This window comes from Blautia luti, assembly GCF_033096465.1.
In the GTDB taxonomy this organism is placed as follows: domain Bacteria; phylum Bacillota; class Clostridia; order Lachnospirales; family Lachnospiraceae; genus Blautia_A; species Blautia_A luti.
Window position 1 is genome coordinate 16471 of record NZ_AP028156.1, and the last position, 13530, is coordinate 30000.

Here is a 13530-nt window from a genome sequence, read left to right on the forward strand (position 1 = left end):
TGGCTCAAATCTGTAGAAGAGGATGAGTTAAATGAAATTAAAAACAAGGATCATAGTAGGATTCTGTATGATCATACTTGTGCCGCTGATTTTATTTTCAGCCAGTTTATATGGATTGAGCCATACGAAATTTGCACATCAGACACAGAATTCTTCAGATGTGGTATATGATATTTCCATAGGGGAAACATCGAACAGTCAGACACAGGTAAGGCTGATAGCCAAGGATATGCTGTTTACGGCAACGGTCATTCTGGTATTTACGGCATTGTCCATCGGCCTGTGGATTTACAGAAGCATAGCGACACCCCTTGTGAAATTAAAGAAAGCCACACAGAATATTAAAGAGGGAAATCTGGATTTCGTTCTGGATGTCCAGGGGAAGGATGAGTTTTCCGAACTGTGCAGGGATTTCGAGGAAATGCGCAAGCGTCTGAAGGAATCCGCAGAGGAAAAAGTTCTTCTGGATAAAGAGAATAAAGAACTGATCAGCAATATTTCCCATGATCTGAAAACTCCTATCACTGCGGTGAAGGGATATGTAGAGGGAATCATGGATGGAGTGGCTGATACTCCGGAGAAAATGGACCGTTATGTAAAAACCATTTATAATAAAACCAATGAAATGGATCACCTGATCAACGAACTGACTTTTTATTCCAAGATTGACACTAACCGTATCCCTTATACCTTCAGTAAACTGAATGTAGAAGATTATTTCAGTGACTGTGCGGAGGAAGTGGGATTGGAGCTGGAAACCAGAGGAATTGAGCTGGTATATGCCAATTATGTAGAAAGTGATGTTCTGGTAATTGCAGACGGAGAGCAGATCCGCCGCGTGATCCACAATATCATCAGTAATGCTATCAAATATATGGACAAACCTAAGGGCATCATACAGATCAGGGTGAAGGATGTAGGAGATTTCATACAGGTAGAGATTGAAGACAATGGGAAGGGAATCGCAGCCAAGGATCTGACCTGTATTTTTGACCGGTTCTACAGGACGGATGTTTCCAGAAATTCATCTAAAGGCGGAAGTGGTATCGGGCTTTCCATCGTGAAGAAGATCCTGGATGACCACGGCGGCAAGGTATGGGCTACAAGCCGGCTTGGAATCGGCACAATTATGTATTTCGTTCTTAGAAAATATCAGGAGGTACCAATGAAATGAGCAGAATATTGATCATAGAAGATGAAGAAGCGATCGCAGATCTGGAGAAAGATTATCTGGAACTTTCCGGATTTGAAGTAGAAATATGTAACAGAGGAGATACAGGACTTACCAGGGCACTGAACGAAGAATTTGACCTGATCATTCTGGATCTGATGCTTCCTGAGGTGGACGGTTTCGACATCTGTCGCCAGGTAAGACAGGAGAAAAATACTCCGATCATCATGGTTTCCGCGAAGAAAGATGATATCGATAAGATCCGCGGACTGGGACTGGGGGCAGATGATTACATGACGAAACCCTTCAGCCCAAGTGAACTGGTAGCAAGAGTAAAAGCGCACATGGAAAGATACAATCGCCTGATCGGTTCCAATGTACAGAAGAATGACATCGTAGAGATCCGTGGAATCAAAATTGATAAAACTGCAAGGCGCGTGTGGGTAAACGGTGAAGAAACTACGTTTACATCCAAAGAATATGACCTGCTTACTTTCCTGGCAGAGAATCCGAACAGAGTCTTTACGAAAGAAGAACTGTTCCGGGAAATCTGGGACATGGAATCAGTGGGAGATATTGCCACAGTTACTGTGCACATTAAGAAGATCAGGGAAAAGATTGAATTTAATACTGCCAAGCCTCAGTATATTGAAACTATCTGGGGTGTAGGATACAGATTTAAAGTCTGATCTGGGAAGCATAAAACAGATTCTGGAATAAGAATAGAAAAGGAAAAATATGGAAAGATTATACAGAAAACTGGAGAATTACGGCAAGTCGGATTACTATCCCTTTCATATGCCGGGGCACAAAAGAAATCCGGAATCTTCGGCAGCAGCATTTCCCTTCGAGAGGGATATTACAGAGATTTATGGATTTGATAATCTTCACTATGCAGAAGGAATCATAAAAGAAGCACAGGAACATACTGCACAGATATACGGAACGAAACGCTGCTTCTTCAGTGTGAATGGAAGCACTGCTGCACTTCTGGCAGCAGTAAGTGCTGCAGTGGGAAAGGGCGGCAGGATCCTTATGGCACGTAACTGTCATAAGGCGGTGTATCATGCATTGTATCTCAGAGAGTTAGAACCTGTTTATATTTATCCACACGAAGATTCCAGGCTGGGGATAAATGGAGGAATTTCACCTTCCCGTGTGGAAAGATATCTGGAGGAACATCAGGATGTACAGGCAGTACTGATCACGTCACCTACTTATGACGGTGTTGTTTCTGATGTGAAGAATATTGCACATGCAGCACATAAATTCGGAATTCCGCTGATCGTGGATGAGGCTCATGGCGCACATTTTCATTTTTCGAAATATTTTCCCACATCTGCTGCAGAGCTGGGAGCGGATTTGGTGATACAGAGTTTCCATAAAACACTTCCGTCTCTGACACAGACAGCAGTACTTCATGTATGCAGTGACAGGGTAGATCTGGAGAAAATAAAAAGGTTTATGGGAATTTATCAGACAAGCAGCCCATCTTATATTCTTATGGCAAGTATAGATGCATGTATGGATAAGATGGAGCAGGACGGCAGCAGGATGTTTGGGGAATTTACAGAGAGACTGGAGAATGCAAGGCGGAGACTGATGAAATGTGAACATATCCGTCTGGTGCGCCCGGAAATGCTGGACAGTACCAGTGTTTATGATTATGACAGATCCAAGCTGCTTTTTGCCACAGACGGCACATCTGTTAACGGAAAACAGCTCCACGACAGACTGAGGAATGAATTTCATATAGAGATGGAGATGGAGGCAGAGAAATATGTACTGGGCATTGCCGCTGTAGGAGACACAGAAGAAGGCCTGAACCGATTATGTGATGCCATTGAGCAGATTGACAGACAGACAGAATGGGTAGATAAAGAGGGTAAAGAAGAGAAGGAAGGCTGTTCATATGCCAAAATGAAACAGCTTCTGACTATAGCCCAGGCAATGGATGCTCCCCAGAAGCGTTTTCCGCTGGAAGAGAGTATCGGCAAGGTAAGCGGGGAATTTGCATACCTGTATCCGCCGGGAATTCCCATCATTGTACCGGGGGAACAGGTCACTGGACATTTCGTAAGAAATGTGAGAAGATACATGGAACAGGGACTGGAGGTGCAGGGATTAAGTGACAGCACCAGCGAGACTATCTGCGTGGCAGCACGCAATGAGGGATTGCAGGAAATAGACAGTCCGGTAAAGGAGTAAAGACCGGGTATGCGGTCGGAATAAAAATGGGAAAGATTTTTTACATTATGGGAAAAAGTGCGTCAGGGAAGGACAGAATTTATTCGCTTCTGGCCGCACATAAAGAATTAAATCTGAAAACACTGGTTCTGTATACCACACGTCCCATGCGTGCAGGAGAAGTGGACGGTAAGAATTACTATTTCACAGATGATAAGAAACTGAAGGAATTCAGAAGAAATGGCTGTCTTATAGAGGCCAGGGCGTACCACACAGTACATGGAATCTGGACTTATTTTACAGCAGATGACGGTCAGGTAGATCTGGGAAGATCAGATTATCTGGGAATCGGTACGCTGGATTCCTTTGTGAAGATGAAGAAATACTACGGAGAGGATGCAGTCTGTCCTGTTTATATACAGGTAGAAGACGGGGAAAGACTTTCTCGTGCACTGAAAAGAGAACGGGAACAGGCGAATCCGAAGTATGAAGAGATGTGCAGAAGATTTATTGCTGACCAGTCCGATTTCTCTGAGGAAAATATCCTCAGAGCCGGCATCTGGAAAAGATTTCAGAACATAGATCTGGAAACCTGCGTACAAGAAATTGTAAATTATGTTAAATCTATGCAACAGTAGTTTTTTTATGATATAATATCTTAAAACGGACTGAAGAGGTGATTCTTATGATGGGATTTAATAATATTATAGGACATGAAGAGGTGATCCGACATTTGAAGAATGCGATCGAAACAGGGAAAGTTTCACATTCTTATATTTTCACCGGTGAGCCGGGATCTGGCAAGAAGCTACTGGCAGGAACTTTTGCAGCAACCCTTCAATGCGAAGAACAGGGGACAGAACCCTGCCAGAAATGTGATTCCTGTAAAAAGGCAATGGGTAAGAATCACCCGGATATCATTATGGTGAATCATGAGAAACCAGGTACGATCACTATTGATGAGATTCGTGATCAGCTGATCCATGACATAGATATAAGGCCGTATTACAGCCCTTATAAAATATATATTGTAGCAGATGCAGACCTTATGACACCGCAGGCACAGAATGCTCTTCTGAAAACTATCGAAGAACCGCCGAAATATGCAGTGATCATCCTGCTGACCAGCAATATAGGAGGACTGCTGCCTACCATCCAGTCAAGATGTGTGCGTCTGGATCTGAAGGTAGTAGATGATGGTCTGGTGAAGAAATATCTGATGGAACATCTTCATATTCCGGATTATCAGGCAGAGATTGATGCTTCTTTCGCACAGGGAAGTATTGGCAGAGCCGAGGAAGCAGCTACATCCCAGGAATTTGCTGAGATGACACAGAATGCGCTGAAGATTCTCAAGTATGCTAACACAATGGAAGTATATGAACTGTCTGATTCGATCAAAGCTCTTTCCGCTGAGAAACAGAATATTAATGATTATCTGGATATTTTCCAGTTCTGGTTCAGGGATGTTCTGATGTTCAAGGCTACAAAAGAGATCGATAACCTGGTATTTAAACAGGAAATTAATTTTATCAAGGAACAGGCCAGTCAGCGTTCTTATGAGAACCTGGAGAAGATTCTGGATTCCATACAGAAGACCAAGGTGCGTTTGAATGCGAATGTTAATTTTGAACTTGCTCTGGAACTGCTGTTCCTGACAATCAGGGAGAAATAGAATGACGAAAGTAGTAGGCGTAAGATTTCGTAATGTGGGTAAGATTTATTATTTCAGCCCGAAAGATTACGAGGTAAAAGCAGGTGATCATGTAATCGTGGAAACAGCCCGTGGTATCGAATACGGGAAGGTTGTACTTGCACCCAGGGAAGTGGGAGATGAATCTGTGGTACATCCACTGAAAGAAGTACTCCGCGTTGCCACGAAAGAAGATAATGAGAGAGAAGCACAGAACCGTATCCGTGAGAAAGATGCGTTTAAAATTTGTCAGAAGAAGATCCGTGAGCATGGACTGGAAATGAAACTCATTGATGCGGAATATACTTTTGACAATAATAAAGTGCTGTTTTATTTTACGGCAGACGGACGTATTGATTTCAGACAGCTGGTGAAGGATCTGGCTGCAATATTCAAGACACGTATCGAGCTGCGTCAGATCGGCGTCCGTGACGAAACGAAGATCCTGGGAGGAATTGGTATCTGCGGCAGATGTCTCTGCTGTCATACCTATCTGTCAGAGTTTGCACCAGTTTCCATCAAGATGGCGAAGGAACAGAATCTGTCCCTGAACCAGACAAAGATTTCCGGCGTATGCGGAAGACTGATGTGCTGCCTGAAAAATGAACAGGAAACTTATGAAGAACTGAACAAGAAACTTCCAGGTATAGGTGATTTCGTTACAACACCGGACGGACTGCAGGGAACTGTACACAGTGTAAATGTTCTCCGCCAGAGAGTGAAAGTTATTGTAGAGATCAATGATGAAAAAGAGATCCAGGAATTCCCGGTAGATGAACTGAAATTCAAACCCCGTAAAAAGAAAGTCAAGGTTTCCGATAAAGAATTAAAAGAACTTGGAAATCTGGAAGATAAAAAGGGAGATTTCAAATTAAATGACTGAGAAGCTGGTAAGGGAAAATGAACGTGTAGATGATCTGCAGAATGGATACTATGTGATACAGGATCCGGAGAAATTCTGCTTTGGGATGGATGCGGTTCTTCTTTCCGGCTTTACGAAGGTAAAAAAAGGAGAAAATGCGCTGGATATGGGTACAGGAACGGGGATCATCCCGATCCTTCTGAAAGCGAAGACTATGGGAAAACAATTCACAGGTCTGGAAATACAGGAAGAATGTGCACAGATGGCAGAGCGCAGTGTCCGGTATAATCATCTGGAAGAGGATGTAAGGATCGTACAGGGTGATATTAAAGAGGCTGCTGATATTTTTGGGGCAGCTTCTTTTGATGTAGTGACCAGTAATCCACCGTATATGATCGGGCTGCACGGGCTGCGAAACCCGGATTTACCGAAAGCGATCGCCAGACATGAAGTATTGTGCAATCTGGAAGATGTAGTCAGCCAGGCTGCCAGGGTGCTGAGGGACAGGGGGAGATTTTACATGGTTCACAGACCGTTTCGTCTGGCAGAGATTATGAATGTACTGACGAAATATAAGCTGGAGCCGAAAAGAATGCAGCTGGTCTATCCATACATAGACAGGGAACCTAATATGGTTCTCATAGAAGCACTGAAGGGCGGAAATTCACGAATTACAGTAGAACCGCCGCTGATCGTATATAAAGAGCCGGGAGTCTATACAGAGAATATACTGAAAATTTATGATATGATCTGAAAGTCCTGTTCCAAAAAAGACTCAGGCATAGTTTAGGAGGAAATGATTATGTGCGGCAAATTATATCTGTGTGCAACACCCATAGGAAATCTGGAGGATATTACATTAAGAGTTCTCCGTACATTAAAAGAGGTGGATCTTATTGCAGCAGAGGACACCAGAAACAGTATCAAGCTTCTGAATCATTTTGACATAAAAACGCCCATGACGAGTTATCATGAATACAATAAGATCGATAAAGCGTATGTTCTGATCAGTAAAATGCAGGAAGGACAGAATATTGCCTTGATCACAGATGCAGGAACTCCGGGAATTTCAGATCCAGGAGAGGAACTGGCCGCCATGTGTTATGAAGCGGGAATAGAAGTTACTTCGCTTCCGGGACCTGCTGCCTGTATTACAGCTCTTACGTTGTCAGGACTTCCTACGAGACGTTTTGCATTCGAAGCATTTCTGCCGGCAGATAAAAAAGAGCGAAAGGTGATCCTGGAAGAACTGAAAAATGAAACCAGGACCATCATTCTTTATGAAGCACCACACAGGTTGGTCAGAACTCTGGAAGAGCTGAAAGAAGCTCTTGGAAACAGAAAAATGACCTTATGCAGAGAGCTGACGAAGAAGCATGAGACTGCTTTTCACACAACGATAGAAGACTTGATCACATTTTACCAGACAGAGAAGCCATTGGGAGAATGTGTTCTGGTGATCCAGGGGCGAAGCCGTCAGGAGATGGAAGAAGAGCAGAAGGCGTCCTGGGAAAAGGTAACCATTGAGGAACATATGGAAATCTATGAAAACCAGGGACACTCCCGAAAAGAGGCCATGAAACTGGTTGCCAACGACAGAGGTGTGACGAAGAGAGATATCTATCAGTATCTGATAAATAAATAAAGTACAGATAAAAGAGAATTCCCGTTACAGAGGGGGTTCTTTTTTATTAAGGTTATGGCAGTCCGGGCGCTTTTGTGTTATAATAAATTTGTATTATTATGTCCAAAGACCAGAATATATTTGAAAATCATTTTTACTGTCCAGCAGGGTTTTCAAATATATTCTGGTGCCTATATCCAGTCAGGGCCAGAGCGTGTTTGAAAAAATCATTCCTGCAATCTGCACGCCCCACTTTGCGGTATATTTTGCCCGAATTCGGTTGTCGTAGCCTGCTACGACGCCCTCATCCGAACAAAATCTTCCACAAATTGTGACGCACATCTTGCAGAAAGCCTTTTTCAAACATGCTCCAGGAGACTCTGACATCATATTATTAATTAACAGGAGGAATAACATGGGCGGAGAGAATACAGAATATGGCGCAGACCAGATCCAGATTCTGGAAGGTCTGGAAGCTGTACGTAAAAGACCGGGTATGTATATCGGAAGTACATCCAGCAGGGGTCTTCATCATCTGGTTTACGAGATCGTAGACAATGCGGTAGATGAAGCACTGGCTGGATTTTGTACGGAAATCCAGGTGGTCATTAACCCGGATAATTCAATAACAGTTATAGATAACGGACGTGGAATTCCGGTTGGTATCAATCATAAAGCAGGAATTCCGGCTGTAGAAGTAGTTTTTACAATTCTTCATGCCGGCGGTAAATTCGGCGGCGGAGGATACAAAGTATCCGGCGGTCTGCATGGTGTTGGTGCATCTGTTGTAAATGCGCTGTCAACCTGGCTTGAAGTAACTATTTATCATGAGGGAAAAGTATATCAGCAGAGATACGAACGTGGAAAGACCATGTATCCGCTGAAAGTAGTTGGAGACTGTGAAGAAGGTAAAACAGGAACCACAGTTGTATTCCTTCCGGATAAAGAGATATTCGAGGAAACAGTTTATGATTATGATATTTTGAAACAGCGTCTTCGTGAGATGGCATTTCTTACAAAAGGACTGAAAATCTGTCTGAAAGATACCCGTGAGGGAATGGAAAGGGAGAAAGTTTTCCATTATGAAGGCGGTATCCGTGAGTTCGTAAGTTATCTGAACAGAAGTAAAGAGGCTCTGTACCCGGAGATTATTTACTGTGAAGGGCAGCAGAACGGAGTATCTGTAGAGGTAGCCATGCAGCATAATGACTCCTATACAGAGAACTGTTATGGATTTGTTAATAACATTAATACTCCTGAAGGCGGAACCCACATTATGGGATTCCGTAATGCGCTTACAAAGACATTCAATGATTATGCAAGAAAGAATAAACTGCTGAAAGACAGTGAACCGAATTTAAGCGGTGATGATATCCGTGAAGGTCTGACTGCCATTGTCAGCGTAAAGATCGAGAATCCTCAGTTCGAGGGACAGACGAAACAGAAACTGGGAAACAGCGAAGCCAGAGGTGCTGTTGACAGTGTGGTAAGTAAACAGCTGGAGATTTTCCTGGAGCAGAATCCGACGGTTGCGAAAGCTACAGTAGAGAAATCTGTTCTGGCACAGAGAGCCAGAGAAGCAGCACGTAAAGCCAGAGATCTCACCAGAAGAAAGTCAGCACTGGACAATATGTCTCTTCCGGGCAAGCTGGCAGACTGTTCCGATAAGAATCCGGAGAACTGTGAGATTTATATCGTAGAGGGAGATTCCGCCGGCGGATCTGCGAAGACCGCCAGAAACCGTGTGACTCAGGCAATTCTTCCACTGAGAGGTAAGATCTTGAATGTAGAGAAAGCGCGTTTGGACAAAATTTATTCCAATGCAGAGATCAAGGCGATGATCACAGCCTTCGGAACAGGAATTCATGAGGATTTCGATATCAGTAAGCTTCGTTACCATAAGATCATCATTATGACCGATGCCGATGTAGATGGTGCCCATATTGCTACCCTTCTTCTGACATTCTTATATCGTTTTATGCCGGAGCTGATCAAACAAGGCTATGTATATCTGGCACAGCCACCTCTTTATAAGATCGAGAAAAATAAAAAAGTATGGTATGCATACGATGATGATGAACTGAATCAGATCCTGACAGACATTGGACGTGACGGAAATAATAAGATCCAGCGTTACAAAGGTCTGGGAGAAATGGATGCAGACCAGCTCTGGGAAACAACCATGGATCCTGAAAAGAGAATTCTTCTTAAGGTTACTATGGATGAAGCGGCAACTTCTGAGATCGATCTGACCTTTACTACGCTGATGGGCGATAAGGTAGAGCCAAGACGTGAATTTATTGAAGAGAATGCAAGATTTGTAAAGAATCTGGATATCTGATAATAGGGAGAATAGATAAATGGAAGATAATATTTTTGACAAAGTCCACGAGGTGGATCTGGAAAAGACCATGAAGGACTCTTATATCGATTATGCCATGAGCGTTATCGCTTCCCGTGCACTGCCTGATGTAAGAGATGGTCTGAAACCGGTTCAGCGTCGTGTACTCTATTCCATGATAGAACTGAATAATGGTCCTGACAAGCCTCACCGTAAGTGTGCACGTATTGTCGGTGATACAATGGGTAAATATCATCCCCACGGCGACAGCTCTATCTATGGAGCACTGGTAAATATGGCACAGGAATGGTCTACCAGATATCCGCTGGTAGATGGACATGGAAACTTCGGATCTGTGGATGGTGACGGGGCAGCAGCTATGCGATACACAGAAGCACGTCTGAGTAAAATTTCCATGGAAATGCTGGCTGATATCAATAAAGATACTGTTGATTTCCAGCCGAACTTCGATGAAACAGAGAGAGAACCTGTAGTACTTCCTTCCCGTTATCCGAATCTTCTGGTAAACGGAACTTCAGGTATTGCAGTAGGTATGGCGACCAATATCCCTCCTCATAATCTGGGAGAAGTGGTCAATGCAGTTGTAAAGATCATTGATAATATCATAGAAGAACAGAGAGATACTACTATGGAGGAAATCCTGGATATAGTAAAAGGTCCGGATTTCCCTACAGGAGCTACGATCCTGGGCAGAAGAGGAATCGAAGAAGCATACCGCACAGGACGTGGCAAGATCCGTGTGCGTGCAGTGACAAATATTGAAACTCTCCCTAACGGCAAATCCAGGATTATTGTTACGGAACTTCCATACCTGGTAAATAAAGCACGTCTGATCTCGAAGATCGCGGAGCTTGTAAGAGATAAAAAGATTGATGGAATTACAGATCTTAACGATCACTCCAGCCGTGAAGGCATGAGGATCTGTATTGATCTGCGAAAAGATGCAAATGCAAATGTAGTATTGAACCTTCTGTACAAGCATACACAACTCCAGGATACCTTCGGAGTAAATATGCTTTCCCTGATCCCGAATAACGGAAGTCTGGAACCGAAGGTATTAAATCTGAAGGAAATGCTGGAATACTATCTGGCACATCAGGAAGATGTTGTAACAAGAAGAACCAAATATGACCTGAATAAAGCAAGAGAGCGTGCTCATATCCTGGAAGGTCTGCTGAAGGCGCTGGATAATATTGATGAAGTAATCCGTATCATCCGTGCATCACAGAATGTGCAGATCGCGAAACAGGAACTGATGGAGAGATTCGAACTGACAGATGTACAGGCACAGGCTATCGTAGATATGCGTCTGCGTGCTCTGACAGGTCTGGAAAGAGAGAAACTGGAAGCAGAATATGCAGAATTAATGGAAAAAATCCGTAAATATGAAGCAATCCTTGCAGACAGAAATCTTCTTCTCCGTGTAATCCGTCAGGAAATTCTGGCAATTGCCGAGAAATATGGGGACGAGAGAAAGACTGCCATCGGTTATGATGTATATGATATTTCCACAGAGGATCTGATCCCGAGAGAAAACACTGTGATCACTATGACCAAACTGGGATATATCAAACGTATGACTGTTGATAATTTCAGAAGCCAGAACAGAGGTGGCCGTGGTATTAAGGGAATGCAGACCCTGGAGGACGATTATATTGAAGAACTTCTGATGACTACTACTCATCATTATCTGATGTTCTTTACGAATACAGGACGAGTATACCGTCTGAAAGCATATGAGATTCCGGAAGCAAGCCGTACAGCCAGAGGAACCGCGATCATCAATCTTCTGCAGCTGATGCCGGGAGAATTTATCACTGCTGTGATCCCAATCCGTCAGTTTGAAGAGGGAAGTTATCTGATGATGGCTACCAAGAAAGGCCTTGTAAAGAAAACGCCAATCCATGAATATGCAAATGTACGTAAGACAGGATTGGCTGCGATCACGCTGAGAGATGATGACGAGCTTATAGAAGTTAAATTTACAGATGATAAGAAGGATGTCATTCTGGTAACAAAAGATGGCCAGTGTATACGATTCAAAGAAACAGATGTCAGAAGCACCGGAAGAACATCTATGGGTGTAAGAGGCATGAATCTGGATGATGGCGATGAAGTTGTGGCGATGCAACTAAATTCTCAGGGAGACTGTCTGCTTATTGTATCTGCCAACGGTATGGGCAAGAGAACTTCTATTGGGGAATTTACCTGCCAGAACCGTGGTGGTAAAGGTGTAAAATGCTACAAGATCACCGAAAAGACTGGCAATGTCATCGGCGCCAGAGCTGTAAATGAAGATAACGAAGTAATGTTGATCACTACAGAAGGAATTATTATAAGAATTGCATGCTCCGATATCTCCATTCTTGGAAGAATTACTTCAGGTGTAAAACTGATCAACCTTATAGGAGGAGTTACTGTAGCCAGCGTGGCGAAGGTAAGAGATAAAGAGGAGAAAGATCCTCAGGATACCAATGTACAGGTAATCGAAGAAAATACAGAATCTGAAATTGCACCAGAGGAAGAAGGGGAAACTGAATAACCATGAAGAGATGGCAGAAGTATATCATTGCGGGGATTATTGCATTGTTGGTCTTCGCAGTGACTGGCTGCGGCGGAGTAAGCCATAAATCTCCTGAAAAAGTAACAGAAGAACTGATTCAGGCTTATGTCGGCGATAAAGAGAAGAATGTGAAGGACTGCTATAATCAGAAGGACGATACGGAAGAGGGTCTGCAGTCTGAAATTACTGCAATGCTCAAATATTTCGAGGCACATGACGCCAAAGAAGTTAAGATTGAAAGCTGTGCAGCGGTAACCAGTAGTGATGATTATACGTATGTATATATCAGGTACAATCTTGTACTGCAGGATAACCAGGAGTATCCATGTATCGGAACTTACATGGTAGGAAAGCAGGATAAAGATTACTATATTCTGGCACCGTCAAAGATCACAGATGACATGAGGACACAGGCAGCAACAGACTATGCTGAATTTATGACTACAGATACGTATAAAGAATATACGAAAGCATACGATGTCTTTATCAAAAAGAATCCGGGATATGAAGATAAGATCACAACTAAAATAGGCTGATGGCAGCAGTGAGGGAGAAAAATGAAAAGAATATTGCTGATGGTGCTGAGAAATCTGTTCTTTGTTCCTTATGGATGGTTCAAATTATGCTGGTACGCATCTCATGTAGACCGTTATACGGAAGAAGAGAGATACAGGCTTCTTCAGTATGTGGATCACAGGGCGATACGCGGCGGAAATCTGAAAATAGATGCTCATGGTCTGGAAAATATTCCGAAGGAGAACGGATTTATGTTCTTCCCTAATCACCAGGGGCTGTTTGACGTACTGGCAATTATCCAGGTATGTCCGGTTCCATTTTCTGTGGTAGCAAAAAAAGAACTCTCTGATGTGCCATTTTTAAAACAGGTTTTTGCCTGCATGAAGGCATTCAGCATGGACAGAGAAGATATCAAACAGTCTATGCAGGTGATCCTGAAAGTTATAAAAGAAGTAAAGCAGGGAAGAAACTATCTGATATTCGCAGAGGGAACCAGAAGTAAAGATGGAAACCATCCCCAGGAATTCAAAAGTGGAAGTTTCAAAGCAGCGA

Annotated in this window: 13 protein-coding genes and 1 pseudogene (1 of these 14 only partly in view); 13 read left to right on the plus strand and 1 reads right to left on the minus strand. The window is 43.1% G+C overall.

Features of this window, described 5'->3' with window-relative positions; all coding sequences use genetic code 11:
* The first annotated feature begins 31 nt into the window (after window positions 1-31).
* The 8 genes from R8695_RS00075 to rsmI are packed head-to-tail and all read left to right on the plus strand — an operon-like array spanning window position 32 to window position 7558.
* Window positions 32-1174 (plus strand): sensor histidine kinase, encoded by a 1143-nt coding sequence (locus tag R8695_RS00075; RefSeq protein ID WP_118511899.1) that lies wholly within the window; start codon window positions 32-34, stop codon window positions 1172-1174.
* Window positions 1171-1860: a response regulator transcription factor gene (locus R8695_RS00080; RefSeq protein ID WP_118511897.1), complete on the plus strand. Its 690-nt coding sequence runs from the start codon at window positions 1171-1173 to the stop codon at window positions 1858-1860. The genes R8695_RS00075 and R8695_RS00080 overlap by 4 nt, the downstream gene beginning before the upstream one ends.
* A gap of 49 nt (window positions 1861-1909) precedes the next feature.
* Complete coding sequence (locus tag R8695_RS00085) at window positions 1910-3379, plus strand: aminotransferase class I/II-fold pyridoxal phosphate-dependent enzyme (RefSeq protein ID WP_154780170.1); 1470 nt, start codon at window positions 1910-1912, stop codon at window positions 3377-3379.
* A 26-nt stretch (window positions 3380-3405) separates the two neighbouring features.
* Window positions 3406-3996 carry a nucleoside/nucleotide kinase family protein gene (locus R8695_RS00090; protein ID WP_154780171.1) on the plus strand — a complete coding sequence of 197 codons (591 nt, stop codon included), beginning with the start codon at window positions 3406-3408 and terminating at the stop codon, window positions 3994-3996.
* A gap of 47 nt (window positions 3997-4043) precedes the next feature.
* On the plus strand, window positions 4044-5033 hold the full coding sequence (gene holB, locus R8695_RS00095; RefSeq protein WP_154780172.1) for a DNA polymerase III subunit delta': 990 nt from the start codon (window positions 4044-4046) through the stop codon (window positions 5031-5033).
* 1 nt (window position 5034) lies between these two features.
* A complete protein-coding gene (locus R8695_RS00100; protein WP_118511889.1) occupies window positions 5035-5934 on the plus strand; it encodes a PSP1 domain-containing protein in 900 nt (299 codons plus the stop codon).
* A complete protein-coding gene (locus R8695_RS00105; RefSeq protein WP_154780173.1) occupies window positions 5927-6667 on the plus strand; it encodes a tRNA1(Val) (adenine(37)-N6)-methyltransferase in 741 nt (246 codons plus the stop codon). Before R8695_RS00100 ends, R8695_RS00105 begins: the two co-directional genes overlap by 8 nt.
* Window positions 6668-6715: 48 nt before the next feature.
* On the plus strand, window positions 6716-7558 hold the full coding sequence (gene rsmI, locus R8695_RS00110; RefSeq protein ID WP_154780174.1) for a 16S rRNA (cytidine(1402)-2'-O)-methyltransferase: 843 nt from the start codon (window positions 6716-6718) through the stop codon (window positions 7556-7558).
* A 180-nt stretch (window positions 7559-7738) separates the two neighbouring features.
* On the opposite strand, the gene R8695_RS17585 is transcribed toward rsmI, so the two are convergent.
* The gene (locus R8695_RS17585) at window positions 7739-7867 is read right to left on the minus strand and encodes a DUF6783 domain-containing protein (RefSeq protein WP_308418819.1); all 129 of its coding nucleotides are present in this window, start codon (window positions 7865-7867) and stop codon (window positions 7739-7741) included.
* Between R8695_RS17585 and R8695_RS17590 the strand changes: the two are divergent.
* From R8695_RS17590 to R8695_RS00140, 5 genes and pseudogenes are all read left to right on the plus strand, one after another.
* Window positions 7820-7921, plus strand: a pseudogene (locus R8695_RS17590) (DUF6783 domain-containing protein); the annotation flags it as partial. The gene R8695_RS17585 and the pseudogene R8695_RS17590 sit on opposite strands and share 48 nt — an antisense overlap.
* Before the next feature lie 31 nt (window positions 7922-7952).
* Window positions 7953-9878, plus strand: coding sequence for a DNA topoisomerase (ATP-hydrolyzing) subunit B (gene gyrB / locus R8695_RS00125; RefSeq protein WP_154780175.1), 1926 nt, complete (start codon window positions 7953-7955; stop codon window positions 9876-9878).
* Window positions 9879-9897: 19 nt separating this feature from the next.
* A complete protein-coding gene (gene gyrA, locus R8695_RS00130) occupies window positions 9898-12441 on the plus strand; it encodes a DNA gyrase subunit A (RefSeq protein WP_118511881.1) in 2544 nt (847 codons plus the stop codon).
* Window positions 12442-12443: 2 nt separating this feature from the next.
* A complete protein-coding gene (locus R8695_RS00135) occupies window positions 12444-12998 on the plus strand; it encodes a hypothetical protein (protein WP_154780176.1) in 555 nt (184 codons plus the stop codon).
* A 21-nt stretch (window positions 12999-13019) separates the two neighbouring features.
* Window positions 13020-13530, plus strand: partial view of a lysophospholipid acyltransferase family protein gene (locus tag R8695_RS00140; RefSeq protein ID WP_154780177.1) — the 5' portion only. The gene runs 206 nt beyond the window's last position; 511 of the gene's 717 nt are visible here — the first part of the coding sequence; the start codon lies at window positions 13020-13022; the stop codon falls past the right edge of the window.